This window comes from Aeromonas molluscorum, assembly GCF_051376105.1.
Lineage (GTDB): Bacteria > Pseudomonadota > Gammaproteobacteria > Enterobacterales > Aeromonadaceae > Aeromonas > Aeromonas molluscorum.
In genome coordinates this window covers 1,312,394-1,328,027 of sequence record NZ_JBPQCY010000001.1, presented here as the reverse complement: position 1 = coordinate 1,328,027, position 15,634 = coordinate 1,312,394, and the positions used below count along the sequence as shown (strand labels likewise).

Annotated in this window: 16 protein-coding genes; 15 read left to right on the top strand and 1 reads right to left on the bottom strand. The window is 59.4% G+C overall.

Annotated elements, in window-relative coordinates; all coding sequences use genetic code 11:
• Positions 1-30: 30 nt before the first annotated feature.
• Positions 31-1,092 (bottom strand): YeiH family protein, encoded by a 1,062-nt coding sequence (locus ACSMDR_RS06340; protein ID WP_436467653.1) that lies wholly within the window; start codon positions 1,090-1,092, stop codon positions 31-33.
• Positions 1,093-1,194: 102 nt separating this feature from the next.
• On the opposite strand from ACSMDR_RS06340, the gene ACSMDR_RS06335 reads away from it, so the two are divergent.
• The 15 genes from ACSMDR_RS06335 to ACSMDR_RS06265 all read left to right on the top strand — a co-directional run bounded on the left by ACSMDR_RS06335 (position 1,195) and on the right by ACSMDR_RS06265 (position 15,633).
• Entirely contained in the window at positions 1,195-2,094 is a 900-nt protein-coding gene (locus tag ACSMDR_RS06335) for a LysR family transcriptional regulator (RefSeq protein WP_005901559.1), read from the top strand.
• Positions 2,095-2,329: 235 nt separating this feature from the next.
• On the top strand, positions 2,330-3,583 hold the full coding sequence (gene glyA, locus ACSMDR_RS06330) for a serine hydroxymethyltransferase (RefSeq protein ID WP_005901560.1): 1,254 nt from the start codon (positions 2,330-2,332) through the stop codon (positions 3,581-3,583).
• A 109-nt stretch (positions 3,584-3,692) separates the two neighbouring features.
• Positions 3,693-4,121, top strand: coding sequence for a ParB N-terminal domain-containing protein (locus tag ACSMDR_RS06325; protein WP_436467652.1), 429 nt, complete (start codon positions 3,693-3,695; stop codon positions 4,119-4,121).
• Positions 4,122-4,186: 65 nt separating this feature from the next.
• A complete protein-coding gene (locus ACSMDR_RS06320; protein WP_436467651.1) occupies positions 4,187-4,519 on the top strand; it encodes an NIPSNAP family protein in 333 nt (110 codons plus the stop codon).
• Between the two features lie 132 nt (positions 4,520-4,651).
• The gene (gene nrdR, locus ACSMDR_RS06315) at positions 4,652-5,101 is read left to right on the top strand and encodes a transcriptional regulator NrdR (RefSeq protein WP_005901565.1); all 450 of its coding nucleotides are present in this window, start codon (positions 4,652-4,654) and stop codon (positions 5,099-5,101) included.
• 74 nt (positions 5,102-5,175) lie between these two features.
• On the top strand, positions 5,176-6,285 hold the full coding sequence (gene ribD, locus ACSMDR_RS06310) for a bifunctional diaminohydroxyphosphoribosylaminopyrimidine deaminase/5-amino-6-(5-phosphoribosylamino)uracil reductase RibD (RefSeq protein WP_436467650.1): 1,110 nt from the start codon (positions 5,176-5,178) through the stop codon (positions 6,283-6,285).
• Positions 6,286-6,304: 19 nt separating this feature from the next.
• A complete protein-coding gene (locus ACSMDR_RS06305) occupies positions 6,305-6,961 on the top strand; it encodes a riboflavin synthase (protein ID WP_436467649.1) in 657 nt (218 codons plus the stop codon).
• A gap of 75 nt (positions 6,962-7,036) precedes the next feature.
• On the top strand, positions 7,037-8,146 hold the full coding sequence (gene ribBA / locus ACSMDR_RS06300; protein ID WP_436467648.1) for a bifunctional 3,4-dihydroxy-2-butanone-4-phosphate synthase/GTP cyclohydrolase II: 1,110 nt from the start codon (positions 7,037-7,039) through the stop codon (positions 8,144-8,146).
• Positions 8,147-8,278: 132 nt separating this feature from the next.
• Complete coding sequence (gene ribH, locus ACSMDR_RS06295) at positions 8,279-8,743, top strand: 6,7-dimethyl-8-ribityllumazine synthase (protein ID WP_436467647.1); 465 nt, start codon at positions 8,279-8,281, stop codon at positions 8,741-8,743.
• An 11-nt stretch (positions 8,744-8,754) separates the two neighbouring features.
• Positions 8,755-9,168, top strand: a complete 414-nt coding sequence (gene nusB, locus ACSMDR_RS06290; RefSeq protein ID WP_005901572.1) for a transcription antitermination factor NusB — start codon at positions 8,755-8,757, stop codon at positions 9,166-9,168.
• 55 nt (positions 9,169-9,223) lie between these two features.
• Positions 9,224-10,183, top strand: coding sequence for a thiamine-phosphate kinase (gene thiL / locus ACSMDR_RS06285; protein ID WP_005901574.1), 960 nt, complete (start codon positions 9,224-9,226; stop codon positions 10,181-10,183).
• A gap of 58 nt (positions 10,184-10,241) precedes the next feature.
• Positions 10,242-10,724, top strand: coding sequence for a phosphatidylglycerophosphatase A family protein (locus ACSMDR_RS06280; protein ID WP_436467646.1), 483 nt, complete (start codon positions 10,242-10,244; stop codon positions 10,722-10,724).
• Positions 10,725-11,211: 487 nt separating this feature from the next.
• Positions 11,212-12,933 (top strand): dipeptide ABC transporter ATP-binding protein, encoded by a 1,722-nt coding sequence (locus ACSMDR_RS06275; RefSeq protein WP_436467645.1) that lies wholly within the window; start codon positions 11,212-11,214, stop codon positions 12,931-12,933.
• Between the two features lie 68 nt (positions 12,934-13,001).
• Complete coding sequence (locus tag ACSMDR_RS06270; protein ID WP_436467644.1) at positions 13,002-14,558, top strand: ABC transporter substrate-binding protein; 1,557 nt, start codon at positions 13,002-13,004, stop codon at positions 14,556-14,558.
• A gap of 100 nt (positions 14,559-14,658) precedes the next feature.
• The gene (locus ACSMDR_RS06265) at positions 14,659-15,633 is read left to right on the top strand and encodes an ABC transporter permease (RefSeq protein WP_436467643.1); all 975 of its coding nucleotides are present in this window, start codon (positions 14,659-14,661) and stop codon (positions 15,631-15,633) included.
• Position 15,634 lies beyond the last annotated feature (1 nt).

Below are 15,634 nucleotides of genomic sequence, written 5' to 3'. Positions count from 1 at the left end.
AGGGCCCCTTTGTCATGACATCACCGCCATTTAGGCGAAGAGCATCAACACCAGCTTGTTGATGAAAAAGCCCCCGACCGTCAGGAAGAGGAAGAGGCAGGCGGCCAGCAGCAGCGGCTTGATGCCCGCCTGGCGCAGGGCACCCAGGTGGGTACGCAGGCCGAGCGCCGCCATGGCCATCGCCAGCAGCACGGTATCGAGCTGGATCAGGGCATCCACCAGTGCGGGGGGCAGCAGGTCGAGGGAGTTGATCCCGCTCGCCACGATGAAGAAGACGGCAAACCAGGGAATGGTTACCCCCCCTTGCTGGGCGTCACTGCCTTGACTGCGACCGAGCCAGGCGCTGAGCAGCAGCAGGAAGGGGGCCAGCATCATGACCCGCATCATCTTGACGATGACGGCGGTGGCCGCGGCCTCGTCGCTCACCCCTTTGCCTGCGGCCACGACCTGGGCCACCTCATGGATGGTGGAGCCGGCGAAGATACCGTAGTGAGCCTCGCTCAGCCCCAGATAGGGGTAAGCCAGCGGATAGAGAAACATCGCCAGGGTGCCAAATACCACCACGGTTGCCACCGCCACCGACGCTTTGTGCGCCTGTCCTTTGATGACGGGCTCTGCCGCCATCACGGCAGCTGCGCCGCAGATGGCGCTACCGGCGCCGATCAGCATGGAGGTTTGCTTGTCGAGCTTGAACAGCCGGGTGCCGAGCTGCAGGGCCAAGGTGAAGGTAAGGCCGATGATCAGCATGTCAATCAGCACACCGGACCAGCCGATATCCCCTATCTGCTGAAAGGTGATGCGAAAACCGTAGAGAATGATGCCGGCGCGCAGCAGCTGGTTCTTGGCAAAGTCGACCCCGAGGGCGCTGTGGTGAGCGATGCGCGGAAACAGGGTATTGCCGACCAGTATGCCGATGACAATGGCAATGGTGAGGGCGCTCAGTCCCAGACTCCGGGCCTGAGGCAGCTCGGCCAGGCCCATGCCGGAGGCGGCGAGGAGGGCGACCAGCGCGATGCCAAGCCACCACTGCCCCTGCCCGAGGGGGGCGAAGCGGTTGCGGGGTTGGTCTGAATGAGTGGCACTGTGATGCATGATGAGTTCCTCGAAGCGGGATATCAATCGGATGGCGCTAGGATAAAGAGCTCGCTAATATAATAAAAATACACATTAATTAAGTATGGTTAACTTTAAGTTATGAATATCAATCTGCATCTGCTGCGCATCTTCTTCACCGTGGTGGAGCAGGGGAACTTTTCCCGCGCCGCCGAGGCGCTCTATATCAGTCAACCCGCCGTCTCCAAGGCCGTGAGCGAGCTGGAGCGCCAGCTCGGGTTGCCGTTGATGGAGCGAGGCATGGGCCGTGGCCGCAAGGGGGTCTGCCTCACCGAGAGCGGCCGGGCCCTGTTTGAACATGCCCGCGGCATCTTCGCCCTGGAGCGGGCGGCGCTGGAGGATGTCAAGGCCAGGGTCGGCATGCGCAAGGGCCAGCTCACCATAGGGGCGAGCAGCACCATCGCCGGTTACTGGCTGCAACCTTGCCTGTCGGCTCTGCTCACCCGCTTCCCCGGCATCGATCTCAAGCTGGTGACCGGCAACACCCAGCTCATCTGCCAGAGTCTGGTGGATTGCCACATCGATCTGGCGCTGGTGGAGGGCAGCCTGAGCGATGACAGGATCCAGACCCGTCACTGGTGTGATGATGAACTTTGGCTGATCGCCGCGCCTCACTCTCCCCTGGTCAATGGCGACTGTCCGGCACCTGCCTGCCTGAGTGAGCAGACCTGGTTTTTGCGCGAGCGGGGCTCCGGGACTCGTCAGGTGACCGAGGCCTGGTGGCGTCAGGCGGGGATAACCCCCGGCAGCCAGATCGAGTTTGGTAACAGCGAAGGCATAGTGCGGGCGGTGGCGGCCGGGTTGGGAGTGGCTCTGCTCTCGGCCAAGGTGGCGCGAGATCTTGCCCGGCTCGGCGAGGTGGTGGCGCTGCCCATCGCCCCTCTGCATCGGCCTCTGCTGCTCTGCCTGCTGCACGAGCGCCCTCTCTCTCCTCTGGCACAGGCCTGCTGCGACATCCTGGCAGAGCCAATCCATCCCTGACGCTCTCTTTGCCGCCAGGCTCGGCCGCTGCCGAGCGCATTGTGTATCCGGGCAGGCATGGGGCCCTGGCACTCAGCCTGAACCCCCATTCGGGGAGTGGTGGGGCTTACCTATGGTTTTATTACATAAATTCAACATTTTTTTGGGTGGTCGGACTGTCCCTTTGATGTCGCTGCGGTTACAATGCGCGGGCCCCATATCGCCCACGCGCAAACGATTTTCAGGAGATAAACGGATGTTGAAACGTGACATGACCATCGCAGGCTATGACCCCCAGCTGTGGCAGGCCATCACAGACGAAACCCGTCGTCAGGAAGAGCATATCGAGCTGATCGCGTCTGAGAACTACACCAGCCCCCGCGTCATGGAAGCCCAGGGCTCCCAGCTGACCAACAAGTACGCTGAAGGCTACCCCGCCAAGCGCTACTACGGTGGTTGCGAGTATGTCGATGTGGTTGAAACCCTGGCCATCGAGCGCGCCAAGGAACTGTTCGGTGCCACCTATGCCAACGTGCAGCCGCACTCCGGTTCCCAGGCCAACAGCGCCGTCTATATGGCTCTGCTGCAGCCGGGCGATACCGTACTGGGTATGAACCTGGCCCACGGTGGTCACCTGACTCACGGCTCCCCGGTCAATTTCTCCGGCAAGCTCTACAACATCATTCCTTACGGCATCGATGAGACCGGCAAGATCGACTATGACGAGATGGAGCGCCTGGCCGTTGAACACAAGCCCAAGATGATGATCGGTGGCTTCTCTGCCTATTCCGGCATCGTTGACTGGGCGCGCATGCGCGAGATCGCCGACAAGATCGGTGCCTGGCTGTTCGTCGACATGGCCCACGTGGCTGGCCTCATCGCCGCCGGCGTCTACCCGAACCCGGTACCCCACGCCCATGTGGTCACCTCCACTACCCACAAGACCCTGGCCGGTCCCCGTGGTGGTCTGATCCTCTCCGCCGCCGATGACGAAGATCTCTACAAGAAGCTGAACTCCGCCGTCTTCCCGGGCGGCCAGGGCGGCCCGCTGATGCACGTCATCGCCGGTAAAGCCGTCGCCTTCAAAGAGGCGCTGGAGCCTGAGTTCAAGACCTATCAGGCGCAGGTTGTCAAAAACGCCAAAGCCATGGCGGCGACCTTCATCGAGCGCGGTTATAAGATCGTCTCCGGCGGTACCGACAACCACCTCATGCTGGTGGACTTGATTGGCCGTGAACTGACTGGCAAAGAGGCCGATGCGGCCCTTGGCAAAGCCAACATCACCGTCAACAAGAACTCTGTGCCGAACGACCCGCGTTCCCCCTTCGTCACCTCGGGTGTGCGGATCGGTACCCCGGCCATTACCCGCCGTGGTTTCAAGGAAGCCGAGTCCATCGAGCTGACCCACTGGATCTGCGATGTGCTGGACAATCACGACAATGACGCCGTACTGGCGACAGTGCGTGAGAAAGTGCTGGCCATCTGCGCGCGTCTGCCGGTTTATGCCTGATACGCCAGATATCTTGGTTTGATAACAATGCCACCCTCGGGTGGCATTGTTTTTTCTATATTCGCCCCGACCATGGGACGCGATCATATAGCCGACAGGAGGAGGTTGCATGCCCAGTCAGATGAGGATCGGCGACGATGAGTCGATACTCTCCATTCGAGCTCAGTACCATTTTCGTGATAGCCCGGAAGGCCTGCTGGCCTGGGATGTGCGCCGCTTGGTGAGGCTGAGCCGCGGGTTGCCGGTGCGCGCCGTACCGCTTGGTCAGATTGGCGAACTGGATGCCGAGCACTGGTACGGACAGGGCGACGTCAGACCCACGGTACGCAGCATCGTCGAGCACTGTCAGCTGATGCTGGCCGCCGATCTCGCCTATCCCATCATTCTCGATAGCGAGGGTAGGGTCATGGATGGCATGCACAGGGTGAGCAAGGCGCTGATGCAGGGAGCGACGCACATCGATGCGGTGCAGTTCGAGCAGGATCCGGTGCCCGATTATGTGGATTGCGATCCCGACACCTTGCCCTATGACGATTGAGCCTCTGGCTGACGGAGTAGCCCTGAATAGGGCTTTCTGCGCCATTTTTAACAGGAGAATACGTGATGAAGCGAGTGTTGGAGATCCGGATCTATCGGCTTAAGGCCGGGAGCCGGGCGGCCTTTCATAAGCTGGTCAGCGAGCAGAGCCTGCCCCTGCACCGCGCCTGGGGGATGGATGTGGTGAGCCATGGCCCTTCCTTGCATGATCCGGACGCCTATTTTCTGATGCGGGCCTACGATGACCTTGAGCATCTGAACCGCACCCAGGCGGCCTTCTATGGGACTGAGGCTTGGCAAACCGGCCCGAGAGAGGCCATCGTTGCGCTGATCGAGGGGGATGCAAACACTGTGATCTGGTTGCCAGGCGAGGTCATAGAGGCGCTTCGCACTAGCTGATGCGGCTATGGTGCATCTGCGGTGGCATTGTTTTTTCTGGGCTTTTACCGGTTTTGAGTGAGCGTGTTACACTGACCGCCCAAGATCCTGCCCCCTGGGACAGGTGCCCTGTTTGTTTGCGCCGGAGGTCCGATGCATTGCCCTTTCTGTAGTGCCGTTGATACCAAGGTGATCGATTCCCGGCTGGTGGCAGAAGGCCATCAGGTGCGCCGTCGCCGAGAGTGTCTGCTCTGTCATGAGCGTTTCACCACCTTCGAGATGGCCGAGTTGGTGATGCCGCGGGTCATCAAATCCAATGGCTCGCGCGAGCCCTTCAACGAGGACAAGCTGCGTGCAGGCATACTGCGGGCGCTGGAGAAGCGACCGGTGAGCATGGAGGCCATCGAAAAAGGGGTCAACCATATCAAGTCGCGGCTGCGCGCCACGGGTGAGCGGGAGGTGCCCTCCAAGCAGGTGGGCAACCTGGTGATGGACGAGCTCAAGAGCCTGGACAAGGTGGCTTACATCCGCTTTGCCTCGGTCTATCGCAGCTTCGAAGACATCCGTGAGTTTGGCGAAGAGATCGCCAAGCTGGAGAAATAAGCCACCCAACGTCCGATTGCGCTGCGCTAATCGCACCGACAATGCCCATTTTCTCGCTTTGAACGGGAGCCCAGATGTTTAGTCAAGATGATTACCAATGGATGAGCCGGGCCCTCGAACTCGCTCGTCGTGGCCGCTATACCACGGCCCCCAACCCCTGCGTCGGCTGCGTGCTGGTCAAGGATGGCGTCGTCGTCGGCGAGGGTTGGCACCAGCGTGCCGGTCAGCCTCATGCCGAGGTCTATGCCCTCCATGGGGCCGGTGAGGCCGCCCGTGGTGCCACCGCTTATGTGACCCTGGAGCCCTGCTCCCATCATGGTCGCACCCCGCCCTGCGCCGAGGCCTTGATTGAGGCTGGTGTGGCCCGAGTGGTTGCCGCCATGGTGGATCCCAATCCCCAGGTCGGCGGGCGTGGCCTGCGCATGCTTTCCGAGGCGGGTATCAAGACAGATTTCGGCCTGCTCAGTGCCGAGGCCGAGGCCCTCAACCCCGGCTTCTTCAAGCGGATGCGCACCGGCTTCCCGCAGGTGACGGTCAAGCTCGGCGCCAGCCTGGATGGCCGCACCGCCATGAAGAGCGGCGAGAGCCAGTGGATCACCGGCCCCTTGGCCCGTGCCGACGTGCAGCGGCTGCGGGCGCGTCATGATGCCGTGCTCTCCAGCGCCGAGACGGTGCTGGCCGACGGCGCCTCCCTCAACGTGCGCTGGGATGAGTTGCCAGCCTCGGTCAAGCTCGCCTATCCCAAGGAGAGCCTGCGCCAGCCACTGCGGGTGGTGATCGATTCGCAAAACCGCATCACCCCTGATCTGCCGCTCTTTGCAAGCCCGGGCCCCGTGCTGCTGGCGAGGCTGCAAAGTGAAGGTGAGTGGCCAGAGACGGTGCAGCAGCTCGCGCTGCCCAAACTGGAGGAGCGGGTCGATCTGGTCAGCCTGTTTATGCTGCTGGCCAAGCAGGGGATCAACTCAGTGCTGATCGAGGCGGGGCCGCGCCTCTGTGGTGCCCTGCTCGAGAAAGGGCTGGTGGACGAGCTGGTACTCTATCAGGCACCCAAGCTGCTGGGCGACGAGGGCAGAGGTATGTTCCAGTTGCCGGGTCTGGATCGTCTGTTCCAGGCACCAAAGCTGACCCTGAAAGATGTGCGTATGGTCGGCCAGGATATCAGGATCACGGCCAAGCTAGCTTGAGCCAGATGAGGTAGAAACCATGTTTACCGGAATTATCGAAACCATGGGCACCCTGGCCGAGCTGCGTCGCCAGGGGGAAGACGTGGTCTTGACGGTCGAGGCCGCCGGGCTCGACTTTAGCGACGTCAAGCTGGGGGACTCCATCGCCACCAATGGTGTCTGTCTCACCGTGGTCTCCCTGGGGGACAGACGCTATAGTGCCGATGTCTCGCTGGAAACTTTGTCGCGCACCGGTTTTGCCCAGGCAAAAGTCGGGGACAGGGTCAACCTGGAAAAAGCGCTGACTCCGAGTTCGCGCCTCGGCGGCCACCTGGTCTCCGGTCATGTCGACGGCGTCGGCATAGTGGCGAGCAAGCAGAGCAGTGGTCGTGCCATCGAATACTGGATCAAGGCGCCAGCGGAACTCTCACGCTACATCGCCGAGAAGGGCTCGATTGCGGTGGATGGCATCAGCCTGACGGTGAACGCCGTCAAGGGAGATGCGTTCTTGCTCACCATAGTGCCCCATACCGCAGAAGAGACCACGATCGCGCGCTGGAAGCCCGGTCACAGGGTCAATCTGGAAGTGGATCAGATAGCCCGTTATCTGGAGCGGTTGCTGCAAGGCGGGGCCGGAGCCCAGGCGCCGAGCAGCACCCTGACCCTGGCGAAGTTGGCCCAATCCGGTTTTTTGTGAGCCCGGTCTGATTGAAACGGGGCCAGCAGCCCCCATCTAGCCCTTACGCATTTATCACCTTTGACGGAGTAGCCCATGGCGCTTAGCACAACCCAGGAAATCATCGCCGACATCAAGGCGGGCAAGATGGTGATCCTGATGGATGACGAAGACAGGGAGAACGAAGGGGACCTCATCATGGCGGCCTCCTGTGTGCGGCCCGAGGACATCAACTTCATGGCCCGCTACGGCCGTGGCCTCATCTGCCTGACCCTGACCCGGGATCGCTGCAAGCAGCTGGCGCTGCCCCTCATGGTTGACCGCAACAATGCCCAGTTCTCCACCGCCTTCACCGTGACCATAGAGGCGGCCGAGGGGGTGACCACGGGCATCTCCGCCGCCGATCGCGCCGTCACCGTACAGGCCGCCGTGGCCCCTGATGCCAAGGCCGCCGATCTGGTGCAGCCCGGTCACATCTTCCCGCTGATGGCGCAAGATGGCGGCGTGCTGACCCGGGCCGGTCACACCGAGGCTGGCTGCGACCTGGCTCGTCTGGCCGGTTACGAGGCGGCCTCCGTCATCGTCGAGATCCTCAACGAGGATGGCACCATGGCGCGCCGTCCCGACCTTGAGATCTTCGCCGAGCAGCATGGCATCAAGCTTGGCACCATTGCGGATCTCATCGAGTACCGCAACCAGCACGAGACCACAGTCGAACAGGTGGCCGCGTGCAAACTACCCACCGAATTCGGCGAGTTCGATCTCATCACCTTCCGCGACACTATCGACAATCAGGTCCACTTCGCGCTCAAGAAAGGGGAGGTCAAGGCCGAGCAACCCACCCTGGTGCGGGTCCATCTGCACGATGTGCTGAGCGATCTCTTGCTGACTGACCGCCACGCGGCCCGCAGCTGGCCACTGGCCAAGTCCATGGCCCGTATCGCGGCCGATGGCGGCGTGCTGGTGATCCTGGGAGCTGAAGCCGATGGCAATGAGCTGCTGGCCCGGGTCAAAGGCTTCGAGGCCGCGGATAAAGGATTGCAGCCGGAAGGCGCCAAGTGGCAGGGCACCTCGCGCCGGGTCGGCGTGGGCTCCCAGATCCTCAAGGCACTGGGGGTCGGCAAGATGCGACTCCTGAGCTCGCCGAAGAAATACCATGCCCTCGGCGGTTTCGGCCTGGAGGTCGTTGAATACGTCGGCGAGTAAACGAGACTCCGGCTTCGAATAAGTAAACTCGTGCCTGCCATGCGGGCATGGTTTTTGTCGTGGGTCTGTTGTGCTAGACTGTGCGCACTTTTGACCCCGGCCACATTTGACTTCACAGCTACAGGATTGCCAATGAAGGTTATCGAAGGGATTATCGCCGCCCCAGAGGCGCGCGTTGCAATTGTCGTTGCCCGTTTCAACAGCTTCATCAACGAGAGCCTGATCGAGGGTGCCGTTGACGTATTGAAGCGTCAGGGTCAGGTGCAAGACAGCAATCTCACCCTGGTACGTGTGCCGGGGGCCGTCGAAATACCGCTGGCCATCAAAAAATTGGCCAAGAGTGGCAAGTACGACGCCATTGTTGCGCTGGGCACCGTCATTCGCGGTGGCACCTACCACTTCGAGCTGGTGGCAAGCGAGAGCAGCAAAGGCATGGCCCAGGTGATGATGGAGTATGAAATTCCCGTCGCCTTCGGCGTGCTGACCACAGAGAACATAGAACAAGCCATCGAGCGCGCCGGTACCAAGGCGGGTAACAAGGGTGCAGAGGCTGCATTGAGTGCGCTCGAAATGATCAACGTCCTGAAACAGCTTTAAGGAATAATACATTGAAACCGTCCGAGCGCCGTAAGGCCCGCCATTGCGCCACTCAGGCCATCTACCAGTGGCAGATGACCAAGGCAAACGTAGGTGACATCGAAGAGCAGTTCAAGATAGATCAGGATACCAAAGGGGTGGATCTGAGCTACTTCCGTGACTTGCTGTTCGGGGTTGCCCTGCATTGCAACGAGCTGGACAAGGTGTACTCGCCTTTCCTCTCCCGCCCGCTCGATGAAGTGGACATGGTGGACAAGGCTATCCTGCGCCTGGCGACCTATGAGCTGACTCGTCGTGATGATGTGCCGCCGCGCGTGGTGATCAACGAGGCGATCGAGCTGGCCAAAGCGTTTGCCGCCGATGACAGCCACAAGTTTGTCAACGGCGTCCTGGACAAGGTCATCAAGACGTTGAACAAGCGTTAATCCCTGTTCCACAGCATTAAGAGAGGAGCCAGCCTAACCGCTGGCTTTTTACTGTATGGGTGAATTTGAGCTGATAGAGAAGTACTTCAAGGTCCCCCACGCCCGCAAGGACGTGGTGATGGGCCCGGGAGATGACTGCGCCCTGCTGACCCTGCCCGCCGATACCCAGCTGGCGGTGAGCACCGATACCCTGGTGAGTGGCGTGCACTTCTTTCCTGATATGGACCCGGTCGATCTCGGTTACAAGGCGCTGGCGGTCAATCTGTCCGATCTCGCTGCTATGGGCGCCGAGCCGCGCTGGGTCTCGCTGGCGTTGACCTTGCCGGCCATCAACGAGCAGTGGGTCGCGGGGTTTGCCGAGGGCTTCCTCGAGCTCGCCGAATATTACAACGTGGCCCTGGTGGGGGGCGACATGACCCGGGGGCCGCTCTCCATCACCGTCTCGGTGAAGGGATCCGTGCCGTCGGGCCGGGCCCTGCTGCGCAGCGGCGCCAAGGTCGGGGATGGCATCTATGTCACCGGCACCCTGGGGGATGCCGCCCTGGCGCTTTCTCATCTACTGGGCAAGCGTAATCTCAACGAGAATCAGCTGGCCGCCGTCCTGCCGCGTCTGGAGCATCCTCATCCCCGTATCCTGGCAGGTCAGGCACTGCGCGGGTTGGCAAACAGCGCCCTGGATCTCTCCGACGGCCTGGCATCGGATCTTGGCCACATCCTGAAAGCATCCGGTGTCAGAGCCCAGATTGACTTGGATCTGCTGCCGCTCTCGCCCGTGATGCAGGATGCCGTCTTCCCGGAAGATGCCTGGCAGCTGGCGCTGGCGGGGGGCGATGACTACGAGCTCTGCTTCACCGTGCCCGAAGATCACCGGGGAGCCTTGGATACCGCCCTGGCTCACAGTGGGGTCAAGTTCAGCCGTATCGGCCGCATTCTGGCCGGTGAGCCGGGTATCGATTATCTGCGCGCGGAGCAAGCGGTCGAACTAGATCTGAAAGGCTGGGATCACTTCGCGTGATGGCTTGGCAAGGCTGGGAATATCTGCATGATGCAATTGAAAAGAGGGGATGCCTCACATGATCAAACCCGAGCTTAAGAGGCTGAACCTGAAAAACCCGCTCCACCTGCTGGCGGTGGGGTTTGGTGCAGGTCTGTCACCCAAGGCACCCGGCACCATGGGGACGCTCGTCGCCATTCCACTCTATCTGTTGGTGAGTGGTCTCTCTACGCCCTGGTTTGTCGCCTTGCTGGTGCTGGGTTTCGTGGCCGGCATCCATATTTGCCAGAGTGCCACCGATGCCATCGGCATGGATGACCATGGCGGTATCGTCTGGGACGAGGTGATTGGCTTTGGCGTCACCATGATAGCGGCACCAGCGGGCTGGATCTGGATCCTGGCGGGTTTCCTGCTGTTCCGGCTGTTTGATGTACTCAAACCCTGGCCCATCAGCTGGTTTGATCGCCGCATTCATGGGGGGATCGGCATCATGCTCGATGATGTCATCGCGGGTCTGTTCGCCCTGCTTTGTATGCAATTACTGGCCAATTGGCTGATTTGAGCCAGATGGAGTAGGGCGCCCCAGGGGCGCCTTCTTTATATATGACTGTTTGGTTTTCGTTCATTGGCAGATGCTGCCGTAAAAAAATCATTTCACATAAATATTCACTACTCATTCGACACTTCACGCTACCGCTTCTTTAGTCAGTTATGCTGCTTGTTAACAGTTTGTGTCATATTAACTTTGTTTATATAGACCAAAATTAGTTTAATTTGCTGCTTTTTGCGCAATAGATCACGATTTATAGCTGGCGATAGCCCATGACGCACTGCAAAGTATTGCGAAATTGTATATCCAGATCATTTACTCTTTCGGCCAAAGCGTCTAAGTTACTGGCGGGTTATTCCAAAAAAATGCAAAAAACCCGCCCGGATCGCTGGTTTCCCTACCTCATGGATTGAGCACTGTTTGCCCAAGGTACAAACCAGCATCTGCGGCTGATTTACGGAAGAATTATTTGGGACGGATGTCCCCCGCAGAGGTAAATATGTCCTTGCTAGAAGTTAAAAACTTGCGGATTGAGTACCCCTCCCGCTACGGGGTACTGGCCGCGGTGAAGGATCTCTCTTTCTGTGTCGAGAAGGGCGAGGTCGTTGGTGTCGTGGGTGAGTCCGGCGCTGGCAAATCCACCATCGGCAATGCGGTGATCGATTTGCTGAGTCCACCGGGCCATATCGCCCGGGGCGATATCTATCTCAATGGTGAACTCATCTCCGGCAAGAGCCAGAACGAGATGCGGGCCATTCGTGGCTCCCGTATCGGCTTTATCTTCCAGGATCCCATGACCTCGCTGAACCCGCTCTTTACCGTGGAGCATCAGCTGGTTGAGACCATTCTCGCCAACACCGAGCTCAATCACAGCCAGGCGGTCGCCAAGGCCCTCGAGCTGATGACGGCGGTCGGGATCCCGAGCCCGGAGCTGCGTATCAAGCAGTATCCTCATCAGTTTTCCGGTGGCATGCGTCAGCGGGTGGTTATCGCCATCGCGCTCTCCTGCGATCCCGAGCTCATCATCGCCGATGAGCCGACCACGGCGCTGGATGTCTCCATTCAGGATCAGATCCTGCAACTCATTCGCACCCTCTGCAAGGAGCGGGACGTGGGCTGCATGCTGGTGACCCATGACATGGGCGTGGTCTCCAACGTCACCGACAAGGTGGCGGTCATGTATCGCGGCGATCTGGTGGAGTTCGGCACCACAGAGCAGGTGCTTGGTGCCCCGACCCATCCTTATACCCGCAGCCTCATCTCGGCGGTACCCCGTTCCGATGTGAAGCTGGTGCGCTTCCCGCTGGTTTCTTACATCGAAGATGCCAGCGCGCCCGATACCAGCATCGATCTCAAGACTCACTGGCTCGGTCAGAGTCAGGACCAGCGCGCCTATAAAGGGGCTCTGCTGCGGGTCGAGCAGGTGGATCTGAAGTTCGTCACCAAGGACTCCTTCTTCCCGAGCCGCCGTGAATACGTGCAGGCTTGCAACAACATCAACTTCGAGATTTTTGAAGGGGAGACCTTCGGTCTGGTGGGGGAGTCAGGCTCCGGCAAGTCCACCATAGCCCGTGCCATCACGGGTCTCTATCCGCCCGACAGCGGCAAGATCTTCTTCGAGGGGATAGACTTGACGGCCATCAAGCACGAGAGCGAGCGTCGTCCGCTGCGTCGCCAGATGCAGATGGTGTTCCAGAACCCTTACTCCTCGATGAACCCGCGGATGAAGGTGCGTGACATCATCTCCGAGCCCATCCGTTTTCACCGCTTGGCCGAGGAGAGCCAGATCGATGGCATCGTCAGCGATCTGCTCGATCATGTCGGTCTTGGCCGCGGCGCCGGGGTCAAGTACCCCCACGAGTTCTCCGGCGGTCAGCGCCAGCGCATCTCTATCGCTCGCGCCCTGGCGACCCGCCCCCGTTTCCTTATCTGCGATGAGCCTACCTCGGCGCTGGATGTGTCGGTACAGGCCCAGATCCTCAATCTGCTCAAGGATTTGCAGAAAGAGCTCGGCCTTACCATGTTGTTTATCAGCCATGATCTGCCGGTCATCCGTCAGATGTGCGATCGCATCGGCGTGATGAAGCACGGTCATCTGGTCGAGGTGGCCGAGACCGAAAAATTGTTTACCAATGCCGAGCATGAGTACAGCCGCAAGCTGATCTCCCTCATGCCGGAGTTTAAGGGAATGTCCCGTGAGGGACTGGAAATCGCAAGCTAGGAAAGCACCGGCGTGCCGGTTGTTGTCAAAAAGAGTGTCAATAAAAAGCTAACAGCATGGAGAAAGACATGAAGAAAGGATTATCCAAGATTGCAATGGCATTGTTTGCGGCCGGTTTGGCCTTCAATGTCTCTGCCGCCGATATCAAGGTCGCCGTGGCCTCTGATCCGACCTCGCTGGATCCGCAGGAGCAGCTCTCAGGTCAGACCCTGGAGATGTCTCACCTGGTGTTCGATCCCTTGATGCGTTACACCCAGGATCTGCAGTTCGAGCCGCGTCTGGCCGAAAAATTTGAACGTATCGATGACAAGACAGTACGTTTCCATCTGCGCAAGGGCGTCAAGTTCCACTCAGGCAACGACTTCACCGCCGATGACGTGGTATGGACCGTCAACCGTCTGAAAGAGTCTGTCGACTTCAAAGCTATCTTCGATCCCATCGCCGAAGTGAAGAAGGTCGATGACTACACCGTCGATCTGATCACTGCCAAGCCATTCCCGCTGGTGCTGCAGACCGTGACCTACATCTTCCCGATGGACTCCAAGTTCTACACCGGCAAGGATGAGAACGGCAAAGACAAGGCCGAGATCGTCAAGAATGGCAGCTCCTACGCCTCCACCCACGTCTCCGGTACCGGCCCGTTCAGCGTCAAGTTCCGCGAGCAGGGCGTCAAGCTGGAATACACCCGCAACGCCAACTACTGGGACAAAGCCTCCAAGGGCAACGTTCAGAACCTGACTCTGGTGCCGATCAAGGAAGATGCGACCCGTGTCGCCGCCCTGCTCGGTGGTGATGTGGATGTCATCTACCCGGTTGCCCCGAACGATCTGGAACGGGTCCAGAAGGGCAAGGACACCCAGCTGGTGACCCTGTCCGGTACGCGCGCCATCATTATCGAGTTGAACCAGGCCACCAACCCGGCCCTGAAAGACAAGCGTGTGCGCCAGGCAATCAACTACGCCATCAACCAGGTGGGCATCGTCGAGAAGATCAACAAAGGCTTCGGTACTCCTGCCGGTCAGTTGAGCCCGAAAGGCTACGCCGGTCACAACGATGCCCTAGTACCTCAGTATGACCTGACCAAGGCCAAGGCTTTGATGAAGGAAGCCGGTTACGAGCAAGGCTTCAAGATGAGCTTCATCTCCCCGGCCGCCCGTTATGTCAACGATGTCAAAATCGCCCAGGCAGTGTCTGCCATGCTCTCCAAGATCAACATCAAGGTGGATCTGAAGACCATGCCGGTGGCCCAGTACTGGCCCGAGTTTGACAAGTGTGCTGCAGACATGCAGCTGATCGGCTGGCACTCAGACACCGAAGATACCGCTAACTTCTTCGAGTTCCTGACCTTCACCAAGAGCGCCGAGACTGGCATGGGCCAGTACAACTGCGGTGGCTACGCCAACCCAGAAGCTGACAAGATGGTGATGGAAGCCAACACCGAAACTGACCCGGCCAAGCGCAGTGCCATGCTGCAGAAAGTCGAAGCCATGCTGATCGACGATGCCGCCTATGTGCCCTTGCACTGGGAAAACCTGGCCTACGGTGCCAAGAAAAACGCCGACATCAAGCCTATCGTCAACGTGATGAACTTCCCGTACTTTGGTGATCTGGTCGTAGGCAAGTAATAGCGTCATAAGAAGGACCGGCGGGGGCATCACTGGCAACAGTGGCCCCCGCCATTAACAGAAGCCGGTGCCAAGACATCGGCCAGAGTCAAGGACAAGCATGTTTACATTCCTGCTGAAACGGTTCTATCAGGCCGTGATAGTGATGTTCGTCATCAGCCTGGTCGCCTTCTCCATCCAGGATAACCTGGGGGATCCCCTGCGTGAGTTGGTGGGACAATCTGTCTCCGAGGCTCAGCGTCAGGCTTTGCGCGATCAGATGGGGCTCAATGATCCCTTCCTGGTGAAGTACAGTCGCTTCTTGAAAAATGCGGTGCAAGGAGATTTGGGGACATCCTACTTCTTCAAGCGTCCCGCCCTCGAGGTGATTCTCGACAAGCTCGTCGCTACTCTTGAACTGGTGTTCGGAGCAGCCCTCATTATCGTCATGGTTTCTATTCCGCTCGGCGTTTATTCCGCTATTCGCCCGCGCAGCATACCGACCAAGATCATCATGGCAGTGAGCAGCATAGGTATCTCAATTCCTGTGTTTTTGACCGCTATCATGCTGATGTACCTCTTCTCTATCCAACTTGGCTGGTTGCCCGCTTATGGCCGCGGCGAGACCTATAACCTGCTGGGTTGGGAATCCGGTTTCTTCACCTGGGACGGCATCTTGCACCTGATCCTGCCTGCGGTGTCGCTCTCTTCCATCATGCTGCCACTGTTTATCCGGCTGGTGCGCTCCGAAATGCTGGAGCAGCTCTCCTCCGAGTACGTGAAGTTTGCCCGTGCCAAGGGACTGGATAACAACAAGGTCTACTACCAGCATGCGTTGAAGAACACCATGCTGCCGGTGATTACCGTTGGTGGCGTGCAGATAGGTACCATGGTGGCTTACACCATCTTGACCGAGAGTGTGTTCCAGTGGCCGGGGACCGGCTTCCTGTTCCTGGAAGCCATCCACCGGGTCGATACCCCGCTCATCACTGCCTACGTTATCTTCGTGGGACTGATCTTCGTGGTGACCAATACCCTGGTCGACCTGCTCTACGGGTTCATCAACCCGACCGTTAACCTGACTGCCAAGGGGTAAG

Bases quoted from the DNA above. Each gene is read 5' to 3' on its own strand.
- ACSMDR_RS06340 (WP_436467653.1), bottom strand. From the start codon at position 1,092: ATGCATCACAGTGCCACTCATTCAGACCAACCCCGCAACCGCTTCGCC.
- ACSMDR_RS06335 (WP_005901559.1), top strand. From the start codon at position 1,195: ATGAATATCAATCTGCATCTGCTGCGCATCTTCTTCACCGTGGTGGAG.
- glyA (WP_005901560.1), top strand. From the start codon at position 2,330: ATGTTGAAACGTGACATGACCATCGCAGGCTATGACCCCCAGCTGTGG.
- ACSMDR_RS06325 (WP_436467652.1), top strand. From the start codon at position 3,693: ATGCCCAGTCAGATGAGGATCGGCGACGATGAGTCGATACTCTCCATT.
- ACSMDR_RS06320 (WP_436467651.1), top strand. From the start codon at position 4,187: ATGAAGCGAGTGTTGGAGATCCGGATCTATCGGCTTAAGGCCGGGAGC.
- nrdR (WP_005901565.1), top strand. From the start codon at position 4,652: ATGCATTGCCCTTTCTGTAGTGCCGTTGATACCAAGGTGATCGATTCC.
- ribD (WP_436467650.1), top strand. From the start codon at position 5,176: ATGTTTAGTCAAGATGATTACCAATGGATGAGCCGGGCCCTCGAACTC.
- ACSMDR_RS06305 (WP_436467649.1), top strand. From the start codon at position 6,305: ATGTTTACCGGAATTATCGAAACCATGGGCACCCTGGCCGAGCTGCGT.
- ribBA (WP_436467648.1), top strand. From the start codon at position 7,037: ATGGCGCTTAGCACAACCCAGGAAATCATCGCCGACATCAAGGCGGGC.
- ribH (WP_436467647.1), top strand. From the start codon at position 8,279: ATGAAGGTTATCGAAGGGATTATCGCCGCCCCAGAGGCGCGCGTTGCA.
- thiL (WP_005901574.1), top strand. From the start codon at position 9,224: ATGGGTGAATTTGAGCTGATAGAGAAGTACTTCAAGGTCCCCCACGCC.
- ACSMDR_RS06280 (WP_436467646.1), top strand. From the start codon at position 10,242: ATGATCAAACCCGAGCTTAAGAGGCTGAACCTGAAAAACCCGCTCCAC.
- ACSMDR_RS06275 (WP_436467645.1), top strand. From the start codon at position 11,212: ATGTCCTTGCTAGAAGTTAAAAACTTGCGGATTGAGTACCCCTCCCGC.
- ACSMDR_RS06270 (WP_436467644.1), top strand. From the start codon at position 13,002: ATGAAGAAAGGATTATCCAAGATTGCAATGGCATTGTTTGCGGCCGGT.
- ACSMDR_RS06265 (WP_436467643.1), top strand. From the start codon at position 14,659: ATGTTTACATTCCTGCTGAAACGGTTCTATCAGGCCGTGATAGTGATG.